This window comes from Pseudomonas sp. DW-iso17 (genome assembly GCF_058725345.1).
Map to the genome: position 1 here is coordinate 107,383 of NZ_JBZXEA010000048.1, position 22,206 is coordinate 129,588.

At 59.9% G+C, this 22,206-nt stretch carries 21 protein-coding genes; 17 read left to right on the forward strand and 4 right to left on the reverse strand.

Features of this window, described 5'->3' with window-relative positions:
- Nucleotides 1-2 precede the first annotated feature (2 nt).
- From fdx to AC4PS6_RS28230, 13 genes are all read left to right on the forward strand, one after another.
- Nucleotides 3-344 carry an ISC system 2Fe-2S type ferredoxin gene (gene fdx, locus AC4PS6_RS28170; protein ID WP_019817222.1) on the forward strand — a complete coding sequence of 114 codons (342 nt, stop codon included), beginning with the start codon at nucleotides 3-5 and terminating at the stop codon, nucleotides 342-344.
- Nucleotides 345-358: 14 nt separating this feature from the next.
- Nucleotides 359-559, forward strand: coding sequence for a Fe-S cluster assembly protein IscX (gene iscX, locus AC4PS6_RS28175; RefSeq protein WP_014719820.1), 201 nt, complete (start codon nucleotides 359-361; stop codon nucleotides 557-559).
- A 92-nt stretch (nucleotides 560-651) separates the two neighbouring features.
- Entirely contained in the window at nucleotides 652-1,077 is a 426-nt protein-coding gene (gene ndk / locus AC4PS6_RS28180; protein WP_003175956.1) for a nucleoside-diphosphate kinase, read from the forward strand.
- Between the two features lie 29 nt (nucleotides 1,078-1,106).
- Nucleotides 1,107-2,255, forward strand: a complete 1,149-nt coding sequence (gene rlmN, locus AC4PS6_RS28185) for a dual-specificity RNA methyltransferase RlmN (RefSeq protein WP_003194014.1) — start codon at nucleotides 1,107-1,109, stop codon at nucleotides 2,253-2,255.
- A 10-nt stretch (nucleotides 2,256-2,265) separates the two neighbouring features.
- Entirely contained in the window at nucleotides 2,266-3,024 is a 759-nt protein-coding gene (pilW, locus tag AC4PS6_RS28190) for a type IV pilus biogenesis/stability protein PilW (protein WP_014719819.1), read from the forward strand.
- Complete coding sequence (locus tag AC4PS6_RS28195; RefSeq protein ID WP_336827164.1) at nucleotides 3,024-4,004, forward strand: RodZ domain-containing protein; 981 nt, start codon at nucleotides 3,024-3,026, stop codon at nucleotides 4,002-4,004. Before pilW ends, AC4PS6_RS28195 begins: the two co-directional genes overlap by 1 nt.
- A 2-nt stretch (nucleotides 4,005-4,006) precedes the next feature.
- Nucleotides 4,007-5,116, forward strand: coding sequence for a flavodoxin-dependent (E)-4-hydroxy-3-methylbut-2-enyl-diphosphate synthase (gene ispG / locus AC4PS6_RS28200; RefSeq protein ID WP_003175952.1), 1,110 nt, complete (start codon nucleotides 4,007-4,009; stop codon nucleotides 5,114-5,116).
- Nucleotides 5,117-5,139: 23 nt separating this feature from the next.
- Nucleotides 5,140-6,429, forward strand: a complete 1,290-nt coding sequence (gene hisS, locus AC4PS6_RS28205; protein WP_336827165.1) for a histidine--tRNA ligase — start codon at nucleotides 5,140-5,142, stop codon at nucleotides 6,427-6,429.
- Nucleotides 6,430-6,470: 41 nt separating this feature from the next.
- Nucleotides 6,471-7,112 (forward strand): YfgM family protein, encoded by a 642-nt coding sequence (locus tag AC4PS6_RS28210; RefSeq protein WP_014719816.1) that lies wholly within the window; start codon nucleotides 6,471-6,473, stop codon nucleotides 7,110-7,112.
- Nucleotides 7,105-8,256 (forward strand): outer membrane protein assembly factor BamB, encoded by a 1,152-nt coding sequence (gene bamB / locus AC4PS6_RS28215; protein WP_014719815.1) that lies wholly within the window; start codon nucleotides 7,105-7,107, stop codon nucleotides 8,254-8,256. Before AC4PS6_RS28210 ends, bamB begins: the two co-directional genes overlap by 8 nt.
- Before the next feature lie 139 nt (nucleotides 8,257-8,395).
- On the forward strand, nucleotides 8,396-9,865 hold the full coding sequence (gene der / locus AC4PS6_RS28220; protein ID WP_005791167.1) for a ribosome biogenesis GTPase Der: 1,470 nt from the start codon (nucleotides 8,396-8,398) through the stop codon (nucleotides 9,863-9,865).
- Nucleotides 9,866-9,999: 134 nt separating this feature from the next.
- The gene (locus AC4PS6_RS28225) at nucleotides 10,000-11,148 is read left to right on the forward strand and encodes a pyridoxal phosphate-dependent aminotransferase (RefSeq protein ID WP_019817224.1); all 1,149 of its coding nucleotides are present in this window, start codon (nucleotides 10,000-10,002) and stop codon (nucleotides 11,146-11,148) included.
- Nucleotides 11,136-11,927: an amidohydrolase gene (locus tag AC4PS6_RS28230; protein ID WP_014719813.1), complete on the forward strand. Its 792-nt coding sequence runs from the start codon at nucleotides 11,136-11,138 to the stop codon at nucleotides 11,925-11,927. Before AC4PS6_RS28225 ends, AC4PS6_RS28230 begins: the two co-directional genes overlap by 13 nt.
- Nucleotides 11,928-12,094: 167 nt before the next feature.
- On the opposite strand, the gene leuA is transcribed toward AC4PS6_RS28230, so the two are convergent.
- The 4 genes from leuA to AC4PS6_RS28250 all read right to left on the reverse strand — a co-directional run bounded on the left by leuA (nucleotide 12,095) and on the right by AC4PS6_RS28250 (nucleotide 17,305).
- Nucleotides 12,095-13,774, reverse strand: a complete 1,680-nt coding sequence (leuA, locus tag AC4PS6_RS28235; RefSeq protein ID WP_014719812.1) for a 2-isopropylmalate synthase — start codon at nucleotides 13,772-13,774, stop codon at nucleotides 12,095-12,097.
- Nucleotides 13,775-14,199: 425 nt separating this feature from the next.
- Nucleotides 14,200-15,021, reverse strand: coding sequence for a peptidoglycan DD-metalloendopeptidase family protein (locus tag AC4PS6_RS28240; protein WP_336827166.1), 822 nt, complete (start codon nucleotides 15,019-15,021; stop codon nucleotides 14,200-14,202).
- Nucleotides 15,022-15,024: 3 nt separating this feature from the next.
- A complete protein-coding gene (gene xseA / locus AC4PS6_RS28245) occupies nucleotides 15,025-16,404 on the reverse strand; it encodes an exodeoxyribonuclease VII large subunit (protein ID WP_014719810.1) in 1,380 nt (459 codons plus the stop codon).
- Between the two features lie 10 nt (nucleotides 16,405-16,414).
- The gene (locus tag AC4PS6_RS28250) at nucleotides 16,415-17,305 is read right to left on the reverse strand and encodes a LysR family transcriptional regulator (protein WP_020301375.1); all 891 of its coding nucleotides are present in this window, start codon (nucleotides 17,303-17,305) and stop codon (nucleotides 16,415-16,417) included.
- A 99-nt stretch (nucleotides 17,306-17,404) separates the two neighbouring features.
- Between AC4PS6_RS28250 and AC4PS6_RS28255 the strand changes: the two genes are divergently transcribed.
- From AC4PS6_RS28255 to guaA, 4 genes are all read left to right on the forward strand, one after another.
- Nucleotides 17,405-18,172: a sulfite exporter TauE/SafE family protein gene (locus tag AC4PS6_RS28255; protein WP_032903680.1), complete on the forward strand. Its 768-nt coding sequence runs from the start codon at nucleotides 17,405-17,407 to the stop codon at nucleotides 18,170-18,172.
- Nucleotides 18,173-18,309: 137 nt separating this feature from the next.
- Nucleotides 18,310-18,858 (forward strand): hypothetical protein, encoded by a 549-nt coding sequence (locus AC4PS6_RS28260; protein WP_005791157.1) that lies wholly within the window; start codon nucleotides 18,310-18,312, stop codon nucleotides 18,856-18,858.
- 104 nt (nucleotides 18,859-18,962) lie between these two features.
- On the forward strand, nucleotides 18,963-20,432 hold the full coding sequence (gene guaB, locus AC4PS6_RS28265) for an IMP dehydrogenase (RefSeq protein WP_014719807.1): 1,470 nt from the start codon (nucleotides 18,963-18,965) through the stop codon (nucleotides 20,430-20,432).
- An 80-nt stretch (nucleotides 20,433-20,512) separates the two neighbouring features.
- Nucleotides 20,513-22,090, forward strand: a complete 1,578-nt coding sequence (gene guaA, locus AC4PS6_RS28270; RefSeq protein ID WP_014719806.1) for a glutamine-hydrolyzing GMP synthase — start codon at nucleotides 20,513-20,515, stop codon at nucleotides 22,088-22,090.
- The last annotated feature ends 116 nt before the right edge of the window (nucleotides 22,091-22,206 follow it).

The following is a 22,206-nucleotide window of genomic DNA, read 5'->3' on the forward strand; positions in this document are numbered from 1 at the left end:
TGATGCCGCAGGTCACTTTTCTACCGCACGCCGAACATTGCCCTGACGGCATGGTCGTGGAGGCTGAGACCGGCAAGTCCCTGCTTGACGTCGCCCATGACAACCACATCGAGATCGAAAGTGCTTGTGGCGGCGTGAATGCCTGCACCACGTGTCACTGCGTCATTCGTAAAGGTTTCGACAGCCTCAATGAGGCTGACGACCTGGAAGAAGACTATCTTGATCGGGCGTGGGGCCTGGAGCCGACGTCGCGCCTGAGTTGTCAGGCGAAAGTGGGGACTGAAGACCTCACCGTCGAAATCCCGAAATATTCGCTCAACCATGCAGCCGAAGCGCCGCATTGATTCAAGGAAATGTCATGAGCCTGAAATGGGTTGATGTACAAGAAATCGCTATACAACTTGCGCAAGCTCATCCTGAGGTCAATCCTCTTACCGTGAACTTCGTCAAGCTGCGCGACCTCGTAATGGCACTGCCGGATTTTGACGACATCCCTGACCGGGGTGGCGAAAAGGTCCTTGAGGCGATTCAAGGCCTGTGGATCGAAGAAGCAGACTGAGCCGCCTTTTTACGCAGTTAGGCAATACCCAATAACCCGCGTATAATTCGCGGGTTTAATTTTTCGTAAATTACCGTTTCTGGAGTTACACCATGGCTGTTCAACGTACTTTCTCCATCATCAAGCCTGACGCTGTTGCAAAAAACGTCATCGGCGAGATCACCACTCGTTTCGAAAAAGCCGGCCTGAAGGTTGTAGCTTCGAAACTCAAGCAACTGTCCAAGGCTGAAGCTGAAGGCTTCTACGCTGAGCACAGCGCTCGTGGCTTCTTCGGCGACCTGGTTGCCTTCATGATCTCCGGTCCTGTTGTTGTTCAGGTTCTGGAAGGCGAAAACGCTATCGCTCTGAACCGTGAGCTGATGGGCGCTACCAACCCTAAAGAAGCTGCTGCCGGCACCATCCGTGCTGACTTCGCTGAATCCATCGACGCCAACGCTGTTCACGGCTCGGACTCCGAAGCTGCCGCGGCTCGCGAAATCTCGTACTTTTTCGCTGCTACTGAAGTAACCGCTCGCTAAGCATCGGCTTAAAGAGTGAGGGTGAATCCATGACTACATCGACTGTTAAAACCAACCTGCTGGGTCTGACTCAGCCGGAAATGGAGAAATTCTTCGACTCAATCGGGGAGAAGCGTTTCCGTGCCGGTCAGGTAATGAAGTGGATTCACCACTTTGGCGTCGACGATTTCGACGCCATGACGAACGTCAGCAAGGCCCTGCGCGACAAGCTCAAGGCCATTGCCGAGGTGCGTGGTCCCGAAGTGGTCAGCGAGGACATTTCCAGCGACGGTACCCGTAAATGGGTGGTGCGCGTGGCGTCCGGTAGCTGTGTCGAGACCGTGTACATTCCCCAGGGCAAGCGCGGCACATTGTGCGTTTCGTCCCAGGCAGGCTGTGCCCTGGACTGCAGTTTCTGCTCCACCGGCAAGCAAGGCTTCAATAGCAACCTCACCGCCGCCGAAGTCATCGGCCAAGTGTGGATTGCCAACAAATCCTTTGGCAGCGTCCCGGCGACCGTCGACCGTGCCATCACCAACGTGGTGATGATGGGCATGGGTGAGCCGCTGCTGAATTTCGACAACGTGATTGCGGCCATGCATTTGATGATGGACGACCTGGGCTACGGCATCTCCAAGCGCCGTGTGACCCTGTCGACCTCCGGCGTGGTACCGATGATCGATGAGCTGGCCAAGCACATCGACGTCTCCCTCGCGTTGTCGCTGCACGCACCTAATGACGCATTGCGTAACCAATTGGTGCCGATCAACAAGAAGTATCCGCTTAAGATGCTGCTCGAATCGTGCCAGCGTTATATGGCGACCCTGGGTGAGAAGCGTGTGCTGACCATTGAGTACACCATGCTCAAGGACGTCAACGACAAGCTGGAGCACGCGGTCGAGATGATCGAATTGCTCAAGGACACCCCGTGCAAGATCAACTTGATCCCGTTCAACCCGTTTCCTCATTCTGGTTACGAGCGGCCGAGCAACAACGCCATCCGTCGTTTCCAGGATCAACTGCACCAGGCCGGCTATAACGTCACTGTGCGAACCACTCGTGGTGAAGACATCGATGCCGCCTGTGGCCAATTGGTAGGGCAGGTGATGGACCGCACCCGCCGCAGTGAACGTTATATCGCCGTGCGCGAACTTAACGCCGCTGAAGATTTGCCGCAAATCGCTGTGAATCGAATCTGAGAGGATCTCTATGCCCTTGCGCCTTGCGCTGCTTTTACTGTTTACCGGCCTCGTGGCCGGTTGCGTTTCATCGGGCCATGACAGCCCGTTGCGCACTGATAAAGGCCGTGATGAGGCGCGGGTTGCCTATGTGCAACTGGGTTTGGGGTACCTGCGCCAAGGCATGAGCGAGCAGGCCAAGGTGCCGTTGAAAAAGGCCCTTGAGCTGGACGCTGATGATGCCGATGCCAACGCCGCGCTGGCCCTGGTGTTTCAGGCTCAGGCTGAGCCCGAGCTGGCCGACCGCTATTTTCACAAGGCCCTGGCCTCCCGCCCTGCCGATCCGCGGCTGCTGAATAACTACGGCAGTTTCCTGTTCGAGCAGAAACGGTATGACCTGGCGTCACGTTATTTCCAGCAAGCCGCCACCGATACTCTCTACCCGCAGCGTTCGCGGGTGTTCGAGAACCTTGGTGTGACCTCGATGCGCCTCGGTCAGCGCGACAGCGCTCGCCAGCAGTTGGAAAAAGCCCTGCACCTGAACAGTCGCCAGCCACGGGCATTACTCGAAATGGCTGAGTTGTCTTACGAAGACAGGCATTATGTGCCGGCACGTGACTATTACGAGCGTTTTAGCCTGCTCAGCGGGCAAAATGCACGTAGTCTATTGCTCGGTGTGCGCCTGGCGACAGTTCATGAAGAACACGACACGGCCGCACGTTTTGGCCAGCAACTCGAACGACTCTATCCCGGTACGCCGGAATATCAGCAATACCTGTCGGAGCAATGATGAAAGCCGCGCACCCGGAAGATGTAGCAGCTAATCGCGTCAACCCAGGCGAAACCTTGCGCCAGGCCCGCGAAAGCAATGGTTGGTCGCTGGCGGAAGTGGCCCTCAAGCTCAATTTGACCAGCACCTCCCTGGCCAACCTGGAAGCCGGCGCGTTCGATAAGCTGCCTGGGCATACCTTTGCCCGCGGCTATATCCGCGCCTACGCCAAATTGTTGGGTATCGACCAGGCCGTACTGGTGCAGGAATTCGACCAGTTCACCGGTACCGATGCCCAGGGCAGTAATGTCCATGGCCTTGGGCGCATCGAAGAGCCAACGCGGGTTTCCCACACGATTTTGCGGATTGTCAGCCTGTTGTTGCTGGTTGCCGTGGTCGGCGGCGGTTTCGTCTGGTGGCAAGACCAAGCCTCCCTGCGCAGCAAAGACCTGACCAGCAACGCCATGGAGCACGTCGAAGTCGAAAGCGCCGATGGCACCACCCAGATTCATCCGCTGGACGAGCCGGAAGACCAGGCCGTGGTAGAAGGGCAAGCCGCGCCGCAAGCACCGGCCACTGCCGAACAGTCCACGCCAGATGCTGGCGTGGACCCTGCTGCGGTGCCGGCTCCGGCTGTTCCGACCACTCCCGCAGCACCCGTGGCACAGGCTCCGGCGGTTCCTGCACCTGCGACCCCTGCGCCAGCCGCACCCGCAGCGCCGGCGATATCGCCTCCCACCACTCCGGCGTTGATCGCCGGTGACGGGCGCGTACAAATTACCTTCATCGCTGACTGCTGGACGCAAGTTACCGATGGCAACGGCAAAGTGCTGTTCAGCGGTTTGAAGCGTAAGGGCGATACGCTTGACCAGGGCGGCAAGCCTCCTTTGACGCTGCGTCTGGGCTTCGCCCGTGGCGCGCAAGTGGCCTACAACGGCCAGCCTGTAGACGTGGCGCCGTTCACCAGTGGCGAGACCGCTCGCCTCAAGTTGGGACAATAGTCATGCACGGCGAATCTCCAATCAAACGTCGCGTATCTCGCAAGATATGGGTCGGCTCGGTGCCGGTGGGTGGCGATGCCCCTATCGCAGTGCAGAGCATGACCAACAGCGACACCAACGATGTAGCGGCCACCGTGGCCCAGATCAACCGTCTGGAAGCGGCCGGTGTGGACATCGTGCGAGTTTCCGTACCAGACATGGACGCAGCCGAGGCCTTTGGTCGTATCAAGCAGTTGGTCAAGGTACCGCTGGTTGCCGACATTCACTTCGACTACAAGATCGCGTTGCGCGTGGCCGAACTGGGTGTGGACTGTCTGCGTATCAACCCCGGCAACATCGGGCGTGAAGACCGCGTGCGTGCTGTGGTGGACGCTGCCCGTGATCGCGGTATTCCGATCCGCATCGGCGTCAACGCCGGCTCCCTGGAAAAAGACCTGCAAAAGAAATACGGCGAGCCCACTCCGGCGGCGCTGGTCGAGTCGGCCCTGCGCCACGTTGAACACCTTGAACGTCTGAATTTCCAGGACTTCAAGGTCAGCGTAAAAGCTTCCGACGTGTTTATGGCGGTAGAAGCCTATCGCCTGCTGGCCAAGGAAATCGTGCAGCCGCTGCACTTGGGTATCACCGAAGCTGGCGGTTTGCGCTCAGGCACAGTGAAATCTGCGGTGGGTCTCGGTATGCTGCTCGCCGAAGGGATTGGCGATACTATCCGCATCTCCCTGGCGGCAGACCCCGTTGAGGAAGTGAAGGTCGGTTACGACATTCTAAAATCCCTGCGTTTGCGTTCCCGTGGTATCAACTTCATTGCCTGCCCGAGCTGCTCGCGGCAGAACTTCGACGTGGTGAAAACCATGAACGACCTGGAGTTGCGCCTCGAAGACCTGCTGGTGCCGCTGGATGTCGCAGTGATTGGTTGTGTGGTCAATGGGCCGGGCGAGGCCAAAGAGGCTCATGTGGGCCTGACCGGTGGTACACCAAACCTGATTTACATCGACGGCAAGCCGTCGCAGAAGCTAACGAATGACAATCTGGTGGACGAGCTGGAAAAGCTGATCCGCGAGAAAGCGGCCGAGAAGGTCGCCGCTGACGCAGCGCTGATCGCTCGCGGCTGATTGAACGAATTTAAGGATCTGATGTGAGCAAGTCTCTGCAAGCCATTCGTGGCATGAACGACATCCTGCCGGAGCAGACGCCACTGTGGCGCTACTTCGAGAGCACTGTCGCGCGCCTGCTGGATAACTACGGTTACAAGCAGATCCGTATGCCGATCGTCGAGTTCACCGAGCTGTTCAAACGCTCCATCGGTGAAGTGACCGACATCGTCGAAAAAGAGATGTACACCTTCGAAGACCGCAACGGCGACTCCCTGACCCTGCGTCCGGAAGGCACGGCCGCGTGCGTGCGTGCCGTACTGGAACATGGCATCACCGGTGGTGGCCAGACCCAGAAGCTCTGGTACATCGGCCCGATGTTCCGCCACGAGCGCCCGCAGAAAGGCCGTTACCGCCAGTTCCACCAGATCGGTTGCGAAGTTTTCAACCTGGACGGCCCGGACATCGACGCCGAGCTGATCGTGCTGACCTGGCGCCTATGGGGCCAACTGGGCATCCGCGATGCGGTCAAGCTTGAACTCAACAGCCTGGGCACCAGCGAGTCCCGGGGTCGCTATCGCGAAGCCCTGGTCGAATACCTGTCGGCCCGCCTGGACAAGCTGGACGAAGACAGCCAACGCCGTCTGAAGACCAACCCGTTGCGCGTGCTGGATACCAAGAACGCCGACACCCAGGCCGTGCTGGTCGATGCGCCGAAAATGGCTGATTACCTGGACGACGAGTCCCGCGTGCATTTCGAGGGCCTCAAGGCTCGTCTGGATGCAGCCGGTATTCCCTACGTGATCAACCCCAAGCTGGTGCGTGGCCTCGACTACTACAGCAAGACCGTGTTCGAGTGGGTCACCGACAAGCTCGGCGCCCAGGGCACCGTGTGTGCCGGTGGTCGCTACGACGGCCTGGTCGAGCAAATGGGCGGCAAGCCGACCCCCGGCGTAGGCTTTGCCATGGGCATCGAGCGGCTGATCCTGCTGCTGGAAACCTTGGAGCAGGTTCCGGAAGAGATTTCCCGTCAGGTGGACGTGTACCTGTGCGCTTTCGGCGAGGCTGCCGAACTGGCGGCCCTGGCCTTGAGCGAAAAAGTACGTGACCAGTTGCCCAACCTGCGCCTGCAGATCAATGCCGGCGCTGGTAGCTTCAAGAGCCAGTTCAAGAAGGCCGACAAGAGCGGTGCGCTTTACGCACTGATCCTCGGCGATGACGAGCTGGCCCAGCAAGTGATAGGTTTCAAACCCCTGCGTGGCCAGGGTGAACAACAGAACATTGCCTTTGATGCGCTCGCTGCGCACTTGGCCACCTGCATCGTGCAGGGTTGAAGCTGTCGAACAGCCGAATTTAGCGATTAAGGAGTATTGGGGTGTCGAGTACTGATGATGAGCAACTGGCCGAGTTCAAGGACTGGTGGCAGCGTAACGGCAAGCCCCTGGTCACAGGCGGCCTGCTGGCGCTAGTGGTGGTGTTCGGCTGGCAAGCCTGGACCAAGTATCAGGCCAACCAGTCCCAAGGTGCCTCGATCGTTTATCAGCAACTGCTGGAAACTACCCTGACCCCGGACGGCAAGCCTGACCCTGCGCAGGTGGCGGATCTGGCCGGCAAGCTGAAGAACGAATTCGGCGGTAGCACCTACGCCCAGTACGGCAGCCTGTTCGTCGCGAAAGTCGCGGTCGATACCGGCAAGCTGGATGACGCCGTCACCGAGCTGAAGGCCATTGCCGACAAGCCGACCAACCCGACCCTGGGTGAAATCGCACGTCAGCGCCTGGCACAGGTATTGGCGGCACAGAACAAGGCTGACGAAGCACTCAAACTGCTCGACGGCGATGCTGACAAGGCATTCGTGGCCACTCGCGAAGAGCTCAAGGGCGACCTGTTGGTCCAATTGGGTCGTACCGACGAAGCCCATGCTGCGTACCAAAAAGCCAAGGCGGCGCTGTCTGATGAAGCGGCGGTCGGTGGCTTACAAATCAAGCTCGACGACTTGGCCAAAGGGGATGCGTGACGTGATCCGTTGGAAACATGCAGCATTGCTGGCTCTGGCCGTTTTGGCCGCGGGTTGCAGCAGCAACAGCAAAAAAGAACTGCCTCCTGCCGAGCTGACCAGCTTCAAGGAAGAAGTGGTCCTGCAAAAACAATGGAGCCAATCCATTGGTGATGGGCAGGGCGACCTCTACAACCTGTTGCAGCCGGCGATTGACGGCGACAACATCGTGGCTACTGATTCCACTGGTGTCGTGGTTGCCATGGATCGCATGAGCGGCGACGTCAAGTGGAAGAAAGACCTCGAACTGCCGGTTTCCGGCGGTGTGGGCGTCGGCTACGGCATGGTGCTGATCGGTACCCTCAAGGGTGACGTGGTCGCGCTGGACTCCAGCACCGGTGAAGAGAAATGGCGCGCTCGCGTGACCAGTGAAGTGCTCTCGGCACCGGCGACCAACGGCGATATCGTCGTGGTGCAAACCCAGGATGACCGCGTGATCGGCCTGGATGCCTCCACCGGCGACCAACGCTGGTTGTACGACAGCACCCCAGCGGTGTTGACCCTGCGCGGTACCAGTGGTCCGATTGTGACCAACAACCTGGCCGTTGCTGGCCTGTCGACCGGTAAAGTGGTTGCCCTGAATACCCAGAACGGCGTGCCGGCCTGGGAAACCCGTGTGGCCATCCCGCAAGGTCGTTCCGAACTGGATCGCGTTGTAGACATCGACGGCGGCTTGCTGCTGTCGGGTGAGACCCTCTACGTCGCCACCTACCAGGGTCGTGTTGCCGCGCTGGACCTGCAAAGCGGTCGCATCAACTGGCAGCGTGATGCCTCCAGCTATGCGGGTGTCGCCCAAGGGTTTGGCAGCGTCTATGTGAGCCTGGCATCCGGCACCGTTGAAAGTGTGGATGAGCGTTCCACCACTGCACTGTGGAGCAATGACTCCCTGGCTCGCCGTCAATTGTCGGCACCGGAAGTCTTTTCCAGCTACGTCGCGGTGGGTGACTTCGAAGGCTACCTGCACCTGCTGAGCCAGGTGGACGGTCGTTTTGTCGGTCGCCAGCGTATCGACAGCGACGGCCTGCGTGCGCGTCCGCTGGTGGTGGGTAACATGCTTTATGTGTATGGCAACGGCGGCAAGCTGGAAGCCCTGACCATCAAGTAAAGGTTTGACTATGCTTGGGGTAACCCCCAGGCGGCCCTGCTTCGGCGGGGCATGCGGCATCTGACGATGCTGCCCCGAGCACCAGCCGCTGCCCTGCAGCGGCTTTTGTATTTTCTGAAATAACGAAGTGGAGAGCCGCATGGTTCCCGTAATCGCCCTGGTGGGCCGACCTAACGTCGGCAAGTCCACCCTGTTCAACCGCCTGACCAGGACTCGCGACGCCATTGTCGGCGACTTGTCCGGTCTGACCCGTGATCGCCAATACGGTGAGGCAAAGTGGCAAGGGCGCTCCTACATTATTGTCGACACCGGTGGTATCTCCGGTGACGAGCATGGCATGGACGAAAAAATGGCCGAGCAGTCACTGCTGGCCATTGAAGAAGCCGATGTCGTGTTGTTCCTGGTGGACGCCCGCGCGGGCTATACCGCTGCCGACCAGATGATTGGCGAGCACCTGCGCAAGCGCAACAAGCGCTCCTATCTGGTCGCCAACAAGATCGACAACATCGATCCTGAGGCAGCCCGTGCCGAATTCAGCCCGATGGGCCTGGGCGATGCGATCCCGGTCGCCGGTGCCCACGGTCGCGGCATCACCCAGATGCTGGAAATCGCCCTGCGCGACTTCCCCAAGGATGACGTCGAGGAAGAAGAGGGCGAGGAAGAGATCGTCGCTGAAGGTGAGGAAGCCAAGCGCATTCCTGGCCCGAGCGAAAAAGACGGTATCAAGATCGCTATCATCGGCCGCCCGAACGTCGGCAAGTCGACCCTGGTCAACCGTATGCTCGGTGAAGACCGCGTTATCGTCTATGACCAACCCGGCACCACGCGCGACAGTATTTACATCCCGTTTGAGCGTAACGACGAGAAGTACACGCTGATCGACACCGCCGGTGTGCGCAAGCGCGGCAAGATCCACGAAGAAGTTGAAAAGTTCTCCGTGGTCAAAACCCTGCAAGCGATCAAAGACGCCAACGTGGTGATCTTCGTAATGGACGCCCGCGAAGGCGTGGTGGACCACGACCTCAACTTGCTGGGCTTTGCCCTGGAAGCCGGTCGGGCCCTTGTGATCGCGATCAACAAGTGGGACGGCATGACGCCGAGCGAGCGCGATTTCGTCAAAATCGAGCTGCAGCGCCGGTTGTTCTTCGTCGAGTTCGCCGATATCCACTTTATCTCGGCACTGCACGGCACCGGCGTGGGCAACCTCTACGCGTCCGTACAGAACTCGTTCAAGTCCGCGGTTACCCGCTGGCCGACCAACCGCCTGACCCAGATCCTGGAAGACGCGGTGGGCGAGCACGCGCCGCCGATGGTCAACAACCGCCGGATCAAACTGCGTTACGCCCACTTGGGTGGTGCCAACCCGCCGATTATCGTGATCCACGGTAACCAGATCGAGAAGGTGCCCAAGTCCTACGTGCGTTACCTGGAAAACACTTACCGCCGTGTCTTGAAACTGGTCGGTACGCCGATCCGTATCGAGTTCAAGGGTGGCGAGAACCCATACGAAGGCAACAAGAACACACTGACCGACCGTCAGGTGAACAAGAAGCGTCGTTTGATGACTCACCACAAGAAAGCCGACAAGAAGCGCCGTGACAAGAAATAACGGCAGCTTTGCGTTGTAAGCGACACGCTGCAAGAGAGGGCTCCTTTGGAGCCCTTTTTTATGCGCGACCGTTTGTGTCTTGACCCGATGCAGTGGGCAGCTTAAAACTTGGGGTTCACCTGCAGGGGCTTCCGATGATCACCAGCAAGCTGCCGAATGTCGGCACGACCATTTTCACCACCATGTCGCAACTCGCCGCTGAAACCGGCGCGCTCAACCTGTCCCAGGGCTTCCCCGATTTCAATGGCCCGCAAGGTTTACTCGATGCCGTGGGCAAGCATATCGCCCTCGGCCATAACCAATATGCACCGATGACCGGCCTGCCCGTGTTGCGTCAGCAAGTGGCGGCCAAGATCGCCCGCAGTTATGGCGTCACAGTGGATGTCGACAGCGAAGTGACCATCACCCCAGGCGCCACCGAGGCGATCTTTTGCGCGATCCAGGCGGTCATCCGCAACGGCGATGAAGTCATCGTGTTCGACCCCAGCTACGACAGCTACGAGCCGTCGGTCGAGCTGGCCGGTGGTCGCTGCGTGCATGTGCAATTGAGCCTGCAAGGCTTCGCCCTCGACTTTGACAAGATCAAGGCCGCGCTCTCACCGCGCACGCGCATGATCATCATCAACTCGCCACATAACCCCACCGGCGCGCTGATCAGCCGCGCCGAGCTGGACCAGTTGGCCGAACTGATCCGCGACCGTGATATTTATCTGGTCAGCGATGAGGTCTACGAACACCTGGTATTCGACGGTGTGCCCCACGTCAGCATATTGGCCCATCAGGAACTGTATCAGCGCGCCTTTGTGGTCAGCTCCTTCGGCAAGACCTATCACGTGACCGGCTGGAAAACCGGTTACGTGGTCGCGCCGCCGGCCCTGACAGCTGAACTGCGCAAGGTGCATCAATATGTCAACTTTTGCGGCGTCACCCCTTTGCAGTACGCTTTGGCAGACTTCATGGCCGAACATCCGGAGCATGTCGACGAACTGCCGGCTTTTTACCAGGCCAAACGTGACCTGTTCTGCGACCTGCTGGCGCCATCGCGCTTGAGCTTTACCCGGGTGACCGGCACTTACTTCCAACTGGTGGATTACTCGCAGATTCGCCCAGACCTGGATGACGTCGCCATGTCCCTGTGGATGACCCGCGAACATGGCGTGGCGACCATTCCGGTTTCGGTGTTCTACCAGCACCCACCCCAAGGCCAGCGCCTGGTGCGCCTGTGCTTTGCCAAACGCGAGGAGACGTTGCGACAAGCGGCGGAAAAACTATGCGCGATCTGAGTGCACTGCCCAATCTGAACATTGCCCTGGTGCAGACGAGCCTGGCCTGGCATGACCGCCAGGCCAACTTCGAACACTTCGAGTTGCTGCTGGAGCAGGCCAAAGGCGCCGACTTGATTGTGCTGCCAGAGATGTTCACCACCGGTTTTTCCATGGAATCAGAAGCCCTCGCCGAGCCGGAAAGCGGCCCCACCCATCATTGGCTTCAAGCCCAAGCGGCAAAGTATCAGGCCGTGATTACCGGCAGTGTGATCATCCAGGCCGCCGATGGCAGCCACCGCAACCGTCTGCTGTGGGCGCGGCCGGATGGTGAGGTCTTGCATTACGACAAGCGCCACCTGTTCCGCATGGCCGGTGAACATGACCATTACACCCCCGGCGAGCGCCAGGTGCAGTTCGAGTTGAAGGGTTGGCGCATTCGCCCGCTGATCTGCTATGACCTGCGCTTCCCGGTGTGGAGCCGCGACGCCCAGGATACGGACCTGCTGCTGTACACCGCCAACTGGCCGGGCGCTCGGCGTCAGCATTGGAATCGGCTGTTGCCGGCACGGGCCATTGAGAACCTGTGTTACGTGGCGGCGGTGAACCGGGTGGGCACCGACGGCAAGGGGTTTGCCTACACCGGCGATAGCCAGGTGTTGGATTTCCAGGGTGAGACTTTGCTGAGTGCAGGGGAGGCGGATGGGGTGTTCCAGGTGATCCTGGATGCGGCGGAGCTGGCGGCTTACCGTACACGATTCCCGGCGAATCTAGATGCCGATAGCTTTCAGTTTGTCTGAGGCTCTGAGATTGCTCCCACGCTCTGCGTGGGAACGCCTCTTGGGACGCTCTGCGTACTGCTTCTAAGGGCGGACGCAGAGCGTCCAGGGCTGCATTCCCACGCAGAGCGTGGGAACGATCAGGCCCCTGGATTCTCACCCAGGGGCCTTTTGCATTACGGCAATGCTTACGCCGCTTTGGCTTCCAACTGGCTCAACGAGCGGTTCAGCGCACTGAACAGCGCCTTGAAGCTGGCGGTAGTGATGTTTTCATCGATCCCCACCCCATGCACCGGGCGTTCGCCGTTCACGCGCAGTTCAATGTAAGCCGCCGCCTTGGCATTGGTACCCGCACCAATCGCATGCTCGTTGTAGTCCATGATTTCAACGCCAATCGGCAAGCCGGCCACCAAGGCTTCCAGCGCGCCGTTGCCTTTGCCTTTCCAGTGCAAGTTGGTTTCGCCCTGGCCTTTGCCGGAGACTTCCACCTCGACAAAGCTGTTGCCGTTCTCTTCCTGCAGGCGGTGGCTGACCAGCGCGTACGGCGTGTTGGCTTGCAAGTACTCACGCTGCAGCAAGGCGTAGATCTGTGGCGCGGTCATCTCCAGGCCCACGCGATCGGTTTCGGCCTGTACCACCTGGCTGAACTCGATCTGCATGCGACGGGGCAAACTGATGTCGTATTCCTGCTCCAGCAAGTAGGCGATGCCGCCCTTGCCTGACTGGCTGTTCACACGGATCACGGCCTCGTAGCTGCGGCCAATGTCCGCAGGGTCGATTGGCAAGTACGGCACTTCCCACAGCGCATCGTCTTTCTGCTGGGAGAAGCCTTTGCGGATCGCGTCCTGGTGCGAGCCGGAGAACGCGGTATGTACCAGGTCGCCGACATACGGGTGACGTGGGTGCACCTGGATCTGGTTGCATTCCTCGACCACTTTACGTACGCCGTCAATGTCAGAAAAGTCCAACTGCGGGTCCAGGCCCTGGGTGTACATGTTCAGCGCCACGGTGACCAAATCGACGTTACCAGTACGCTCGCCGTTGCCAAACAGGCAGCCTTCCACACGATCAGCGCCGGCCATCAGGCCCAACTCGGTGGCCGCCACGCCAGTGCCACGGTCGTTGTGGGTGTGCAGGCTGATGATCACGCTGTCACGACGGTTGATATGGCGACCGAACCACTCGATCTGGTCGGCATAGATGTTAGGGGTGGCGCATTCAACCGTGGCGGGCAGGTTGAGGATCATCTTGTGCTCAGGCGTGGGGTTCCACACCTCGATCACCGCGTCGCAGACTTCCTTGGCGAACTCAAGCTCAGTGGCGCTGAAGGTCTCTGGGGAATATTCGAAGGTCCACTGGGTTTCCGGCTGCTGGGCGGCGTATTTGACGAACAGCTTGGCGGCGTTGACCGCGATGGCCTTGATGCCGTCCTTGTCCTGGTTGAACACGATGCGGCGGAACGACGGCGAGGTGGCATTGTACAAGTGCACAATGGCTTTCTTCGCGCCGCGCAGGGATTCGAAGGTGCGTGCGATCAAGTCTTCACGACCCTGGGTCAGCACTTGGATGGTGGTGTCCTCGGGGATGTGGTTGTCTTCGATCAGGGTGCGCACGAAGTCGAAGTCGGTTTGCGACGCGGCAGGGAACGAGGCTTCGATTTCCTTTACGCCAACGGCCACCAGGGTCTTCCAGAAGCGCAGCTTTTTCACCGCGTCCATCGGCTCGATCAGCGACTGGTTGCCATCACGCAGGTCGGAGCTGCACCAGATCGGCGCTTGGGTGATGGTCTTCGACGGCCAGGTACGGTCCGGGATGTCGATGGTCGGGAACGCGCGGTATTTCGAAGACGGGTCTTTGAGCATGCTCATCGGAAAATCCTTGGTTGTAGGGGCCGAAAAAAGGCGGCCTGCCGTAGAACTGTTATTGGGGATAAAACTTTAGGACGAGGCAGATCGATTCAGCCTGGCAGTCGTGCGCTGACAAGGCACAGGCTGCGGTGCTGGCGGAGCTGAATGAGGGTGTGAGAGGTTTTCATAAGCTCAACCCTAACCGCCGGGGTGAAAGATGGCAAGCAGTCGAGAAAAATTGAGATAAGTTCTTTTGCTGTCTCGAAAATCGAGATTTTATTGCCGTAATTTCGAGTAGTGTGTGTTTTTGTTGCTGTGGGTTTGTCAGGTGCGCAATTGAGGCGACGGCTTGCACCATCGCAGGAAAGCCAGCTCCCACACTGGGCAGCCTTCCAATGTAGGAGCCGGGCTTGCCCGCGATGAGGCCCGTAGTTTCACATTTGATATCAGGGTTGGAACGCGCCGATAAAGATCGCTGGATCTACACGTGCATCGTTCAGGCTGACGTTCCAGTGCATGTGCGGGCCAGTCGCCCGGCCAGTCGCACCCACCTTGCCCACCACCGCGCCGCGCACCAGTTGCTGGCCCACCTTCACGTCGATTTTGGACATATGGCAGAACATGCTGATAAAACCCTGGCCATGGTCGACGAACACCGTGTTGCCATTGAAGAAGTAATTGCCCACCAGAATGACCTTGCCGTTGGCGGGCGTCTTGATCGGCGTACCGGCCGGCACGGCGAAGTCCAGGCCCGAGTGCGGGTTGCGCTCTTCGCCGTTGAAGAAGCGTCGCACGCCGAACTTGCTCGACAACGGCCCGCTCACCGGTTTATCCAGCACCAGGTTGCTCGGCAGGTTCGGGCTGAAACTGCGGTAAGCCTTGAGCTGCACAGCCAGTTCGCCTTCGATGCGCTTGAGCTGGGCCGGGTCAGGGTTGACCTGGCTCTTGTTCTTCAAAGTGATGCGCTGTTCCGGATACTTCTTGTAGCCGACGATAAACGGCAGGTTGCGCCCACCGCTGCTGATGCGCTCGTTGCCGGGCTTGACCGTCAACGGGATGCCGACAATGGCCAGCCAGTTGTCCTGCTCCTTGACCACCAGCACCGGCTTGCCCTGGTAAGTGGCTTTCGGCGCCGTGGCCGAAGGGCCCAGCTCGACGACGGCCACGCCGCCAGGCACCGGTTTGTTCAGGGTTCGCGTGATGTAGCTGTCGGCGTGGGCATTAAACGTGAGGCACAACAGCATCAACAGGCTCAGTATGCGTGGCATCGATCAATCCAATAATGAAAGGGTGACGGGTGTCAGGTGGTTGTCTTCCACCCGCACTTGCAATTGGCCTTCACCCAGGCGCGCGGTGAGGCGCTGGCCGGTGTGGGTTTGCGCGGCATTGCGAATCGCCTGGCCGCGCTCGTCTAACAGGATGCTGTAGCCGCGGCCCAGGGTCGCCAGCGGGCTGACCACCTGCAATGTCTGCACTTGGCTCTGCAGTTGCAGACGCCGAGCCTTGAGACCTTCGCGCATGGCGCGGGGCAGGCGTTCGGCGAGGCTGTCCAGGCGCTGGCGCAAGAGTGCCAGTTGACGGCCCGGGTGCTGGCCGGCGAGGCGGGTCTCCAGGCGGATCAAGCGCTCGCGACGGGTATTGAGGCTGCGCTCAAAGGCACGGCGCAAGCGCATGTCCAGGTCATCCAGACGCTGGGCCTGCTGGCGCAAGCGCTCGCCCGGATGACGCAGGCGCCGGGCCATGCCTTCCAGGCGCAGGCGGCTGTGGCTCAGGCGGTTGCGCATCAGCATCACCAGGCGGCGCTGCAGGTTTTCTACCTGGCGCACCAGATGGCTGGCGTCGGGAGCCAACAACTCGGCGGCGGCGGAGGGAGTAGGGGCGCGGACGTCCGCCACGAAGTCGCTGATGGACACATCGGTTTCATGACCAACGGCGCTGACGATAGGGGTAACACAGGCATCAACTGCACGGGCCACCGCCTCTTCGTTGAAGCACCACAAGTCTTCAAGGGAGCCACCGCCACGGGCGAGGATCAGCGCGTCGAAACCACGAGCGTCGGCGAGTTTCAGCGCCCGCACGATCTGCGGGATTGCTTCGCGGCCTTGCACGGCGGTAGGGATCAGGGTCAGTTCAATGTTCGGCGCGCGGCGGCGGAACACGCTGATAATGTCGCGAATCACCGCGCCGGTGGGCGAGCTGATAATGCCGATGCGCCGAGGATGCACCGGCAGCGCCACCTTGCGTTCGGCACTGAACAGGCCTTCGGCGCTCAGCTTTTCCTTCAGTGCATCAAAGGCCAGGCGCAGCGCACCGTCACCGGCTGGCTCCACGGTATCGAGGATCAGTTGGTAATCACCACGGCCCTCGAACAACGAGACCTTGCCGCGCACCTTCACCGCCAGCCCGTCCCTCAACGCCTGGCGTACCCGTGCAGCGTTGTTGCGAAACAGCGCACAACGCACTTGGGCCCCGCTGTCCTTGAGCGTGAAATACACATGGCCGGAGGCTGGGCGAGCGAGGTTGGAGATCTCGCCTTCCACCCAGATATTGGTGAACACGTCTTCCAGCAACACCCGCGCACGGCCGTTGAGCTGGCTGACAGTCAGGACTTCGCGGTCCAGGCCCAAACGGGCAAAAGGATCTTTAATCATGGGCGGCAGTTTATAGGCATTCGTGCAGGGTTTGACAGAATTGCTCCACCAGCGGGCTCTGCACTTGCGCGCAGGCCAGGGCCACGGTGCTGTGGCAGTCCGGGTCGGCCAGGGGTAAAAAGTGCAGGTTGGCGGGGGCGATGTCCTGCATGGATTTTGGTAACAAGGCAATACCGAAACCGGCCTGGATCAATTGCAACTGCGTGGTCTTGCGCGACATCACCCGTGCGGCCTTGGGGAAAAAACCTGCACGCATGCACAATTCGGCCGACAGATAACTCAGCCCGCCGCGTTGGGGATGGGGGATCGAGATAAACGCTTGGTCCTTTAGCTGTGCCAACTCCACCGGCGCGTCGCTGCGTGCCAACGGATGATTCGGCGGCACCGCCAGCACCAACGGCTCCGTGTACAACGGCAGCACACGCACGCCGTCGCGCTGGCGCAATACGGGCAAGCGTAGCAGGCCGACGTCCAGGCGACCCTCGGCGATATCCTCCAACTGAGCTTCGGAGGAGAGCTTGGCAATATCCACCGACACGCCCGGACAGCGCTCTAGCCAGTTGCTGATGCCGTGCAATAACGCGCCGCTCATCGGCACGGTGCTCGAGTGACTCAGGCGCAGCGTGCCAAGCTGGCCATTGCCTACGAGGGTCGCCACTTCGCTGGCCTTGAGCAACTCACTCAACAAATTGCGCGCCCGTGGGTAGAACGCTTCACCGGCCGCTGTGAGCCGCGGTTGGCGTGCGGTGCGTTCGAACAATGGGGTTTGAAGTTGATTTTCCAGTTCCTTGATCTGCCGGCTCAAGGCCGACTGCGCCACAAACAGGCGTTCGGCCGCGGCACTGAAGCTGCCGCTCTCGGCGATTTCGACGAAGTAACGCAGTTGCCGCGTGGAGATCACGAGTCATGCCTTTTTGAGATGAGTGGCTGGCTTTGAAGATATTAGTCGCAACAGTAGACAATGGCTAAAGTGAAGGCCATGTCCAACAAGGAATAACCCATGAGCCTGGTTGAGTTGATGAGTCAGTGGTCGTTCGGGGCTGTGGATTGGCTGGTGATCGGCCTGGGTGTGGTGCTGGCCTATGTGGTGTTTGGCATTGCCGGGTTCGGGACGGCCTTGGTCGCCGGGCCAATCCTGATTCTATTCATGCCGCTGTCGAAGATCATCCCGTTGCTGGTGCTGCTGGATTTTGTCGCGGCGTTTGGCGGCCTGCTGCAAGCGCGGCACGATGTGAACAAGCCGGAACTGTTGCGGTTGCTGCCCTGCATGGCCATCGGCTGCAGCCTGGGCGTGGGTTTTTTGCTCAACTTGCATTCGGACTTGTTGCTGTTGTTGATGGGGCTGTTTATCAGTGCCTACGCGATTTACAGCCTGGCGGTGAAAGCACGGCCGACTCAATTGGCGGCGGGCTGGTCGATTCCCATGGGCACTGTGGGTGGCCTGTTTGGTGCGCTATTTGGCAGTGGCGGCTTTTTATATGCGATTTACCTTAACAGCCGTTTACCCAAAGACGCGGCGCGGGCCACGCAAAGCGCGCTGATCAGTTGCAGCACGGTCGTGCGTTTGAGTTTGTTCCTGATTGCCGGGGTGTATGCAGATTTGCCGTTATTGATGTTGGCGGTTTGTCTGTTGCCGGCGATGGCCCTGGGGCTGTGGTGTGGGCGCAGGCTGACGATGCGGCTGTCCCGGGAGGCGTTCGTGCGGTTGGTGACCTGGTTGGTATTGGCCAGTGGTATTGCGTTGATCGGGCGGTATGTGAGTACTTGACCTGATTTTTTCAGGGATTAAGCTGCCGTCCTCCCGGGCGTCATCGCGGGCAAGCCCGGCTCCCACATTGGAATGCGATCAACTGTGGGAGCCGGGCTTGCCCGCGATGGCGCCAATAGCCACACCGCAGGACTCCCATGAACTCCCAAAGCATCCTTGTCCCGAAAATCTCCACCTTGCCCGTCCACGAACCCCGCGCCCGGGCGATTGTGCGCTGGCTGGTGCGCAAGAACATCATCAAGGAAGAACTCACCACTTGCGGGCGTACCGGCAACCGCATGGGCTACGCCCTGGCCGATGGCGCCCGCGCCGTGGTGCTGCACCCCGAGGCGCTGCCGTTCAACGAGCCGGTCAATGGCCTGGAGATCATCTACAAGCGTTGCATCTATACCCCGGCCAAGGGGTTTCTTGAAGAAGCCGGTTGCCCGGAATGCCTGAAGGAAGTTGGTGAGGCGCTGTTCGAAAGCCTGGAAGACTGGATGCCTGGCCACACCGACAACTTCACCTGCCCGCTGTGTGGGCATGAAGATGACATCAACGGTTTTCTGTTCCTGCAGGAATGCGGGTTTTCCAACCTGGGGTTCATCTTCAACAACTGGGCGGAGGCGGGGTTCAAGCAGAGCTTTATCGACGAATTTGCCGATTGGTTGGACCAGAAAATGAGCTGGGTCAAAGTCGAGCTTTAATCCATCTATCAGTATTACCAAGTTTGTCAGAGTTTTACATTGAGCCGGGCAGGGTGCATGTATATAATGGCGCGCTTCCATTTTCCCGCTCGGGAGCCCCCGCGATGCTGCGTATCAGCCAAGAAGCTCTGACATTCGACGACATTCTCCTAGTGCCCGGTTATTCCGAGGTGCTTCCTAACGAAGTCAGTCTCAAGACCCGCCTAACCCGTGGCATCGAGCTGAATATTCCCCTGGTTTCCGCTGCCATGGACACCGTCACCGAAGCCCGTCTGGCCATTGCCATGGCTCAGGAAGGCGGCATCGGCATCATCCACAAGAACATGACCATCGAGCAGCAAGCTGCCGAAGTGCGCAAGGTCAAGCGTTACGAAGCCGGCGTGGTGAAAGATCCGATCACCATCGAAGCTGACGCCACCGTGCGTGACCTGTTCGAACTCACGCGTATGCACAACATCTCCGGCGTCCCGGTGCTGCACGATGGCGACCTGGTCGGCATCGTCACTTCCCGTGACGTGCGTTTCGAGAACCGCCTTGAAGTCACCGTCCGTGAAGTGATGACGCCTAAAGAGCGCCTCGTCACCGTCAAGGAAGGCGCCGACAAGAACGATGTGCGCGAACTGCTGCACAAGCACCGCATCGAGCGCGTGCTGATCGTCGACGACAAATTCGCCCTCAAAGGCATGATGACCGTCAACGACATCGAAAAAGCCAAGGCTTACCCGCTGGCCAGCAAGGATGACCAAGGTCGTCTGCGTGTTGGCGCTGCCGTCGGTACCGGTAAAGACACTGGTGATCGGGTCTCGGCCCTGGTCGCCGCCGGTGTTGACGTGGTAGTGGTCGACACCGCCCACGGCCACTCCAAAGGCGTGATTGACCGCGTGCGTTGGGTCAAGCAGAACTTCCCTGACGTGCAGGTGATCGGCGGCAACATCGCCACCGGCGCTGCCGCCAAGGCCCTGGCCGAAGCGGGCGCCGACGCAGTCAAGGTCGGTATCGGCCCAGGCTCCATCTGCACCACGCGTATCGTCGCCGGTGTGGGCGTGCCGCAGATCAGCGCCATCGCCAACGTCGCCGCCGCCCTTGAAGGCACGGGCGTACCGTTGATCGCCGACGGTGGCATCCGGTTCTCCGGTGACCTGTCCAAGGCCATCGTCGCCGGTGCCTCCTGCGTGATGATGGGCTCGATGTTCGCAGGTACCGAAGAAGCGCCGGGCGAGATCGAACTGTTCCAGGGTCGTTCGTACAAGGCTTACCGTGGCATGGGTTCGCTGGGCGCCATGTCCCAGGCGCAAGGCTCTTCCGACCGTTACTTCCAGGACTCCTCGGCAGGCGCCGAGAAGCTCGTACCGGAAGGCATCGAAGGCCGTGTGCCGTACAAAGGCACCCTGAGCGCGATCATCCATCAACTGATGGGCGGCCTGCGTTCCTCGATGGGCTACACCGGCAGTGCCGACATCGAAGAAATGCGCACCAAGCCAGAGTTCGTGCGGATCACCGGCGCCGGCATGGCTGAATCCCATGTCCACGACGTGCAGATCACCAAGGAAGCGCCAAACTACCGTGTAGGTTGAGCCTTCCAGCAAAATGTTAAGTAACCGGGGCTGTTCTTCAGCCCCGAGTTGTTTCTGATTCATTAGACGAGACTGACTTCATGGCCCTCGACATTCACGCCCACCGCATCCTGATCCTCGACTTCGGTTCCCAGTACACCCAACTGATCGCCCGCCGCGTGCGTGAAATCGGCGTGTACTGCGAACTGCACCCGTTCGACATGGACGATGAAGCGATCCGCGAATTCGCACCCAAAGGCGTCATTCTCGCCGGTGGCCCCGAGTCCGTTCACGAAGCCAACAGCCCGCGCTGCCCGCAGGCGGTATTCGACCTGGGTGTGCCGGTGTTCGGCATCTGCTACGGCATGCAGACCATGGCCGAGCAACTGGGCGGCAAGGTTGAAGGTTCCGAGTTGCGTGAATTCGGTTATGCCCGTGTAGACGTGGTCGGCAAGAGCCGCCTGCTGGACGGCATCGAAGACCACATCGACGCCGACGGCCTGTTCGGCCTCGACGTGTGGATGAGCCACGGTGACAAGGTCACCAAAATGCCGGAAGACTTCCACATCCTGGCAAGCACCCCGAGCTGCCCGATTGCCGGCATGTTCAGCGACGAGCGTCGCTACTACGGCGTGCAATTCCACCCGGAAGTGACCCACACCAAGCAAGGCGGGCGCATCCTGTCGCGTTTCATCCTCGACATCTGCGAGTGTGAAGCCCTGTGGACCCCGTCGAAAATTGCTGAAGATGCCATCGCCCAAGTGCGCGCCCAGGTCGGCACTGACAACGTATTGCTTGGCCTGTCCGGCGGCGTTGACTCCTCGGTTGTAGCGGCACTGCTGCACAAGGCCATCGGCGACCAACTGACCTGCGTGTTTGTCGACAACGGCCTGCTGCGCCTGCACGAAGGTGAGCAAGTGATGGCCATGTTCGCCGAGAACATGGGCGTCAAGGTGATCCGCGCCAACGCTGAGGACCAGTTCCTCAACAACCTGGCCGGCGAGTCCGACCCGGAGAAGAAGCGCAAGATCATCGGCCGCACCTTCATCGACGTGTTCGATGCCGAGTCCAACAAACTGGACAACATCAAGTACCTCGCCCAGGGCACCATCTACCCCGACGTGATCGAATCGGCCGGCGCCAAAAGCGGCAAGGCCCACGTGATCAAGTCCCACCACAACGTGGGTGGCCTGCCTGAGGAAATGAACCTCAAGCTGGTAGAACCGCTGCGCGAACTGTTCAAGGACGAAGTCCGCCGTCTGGGCCTGGAACTGGGCCTGCCGTACGACATGGTCTACCGCCACCCATTCCCAGGCCCGGGCCTGGGCGTGCGTATCCTCGGTGAAGTGAAAAAGGAATACGCCGACCTGCTGCGTCGTGCCGACCACATCTTCATCGAAGAACTGCGCAAGGCCGACTGGTACCACAAGGTCAGCCAGGCGTTCGTGGTGTTCCAGCCGGTGAAATCGGTGGGCGTTGTCGGCGATGGTCGTCGTTACGCATGGGTTGTTGCGCTGCGCGCCGTAGAGACCATCGACTTCATGACAGCGCGTTGGGCACACCTGCCTTACGAACTGCTGGAGACGGTCAGCGGCCGTATCATCAATGAGATCGAAGGCATTTCGCGCGTGACGTATGACGTGTCGAGCAAGCCGCCGGCGACGATTGAGTGGGAATGATCCTGCAATAGCAGGTGAGTGCTGAATGACAAAACCCCGGCCACGTGCCGGGGTTTTGCTTTCTGTGTCGCCCGTTGAGCCCGGTGCATGGGGAGCCGCTATTGAGGGGCGTGGGC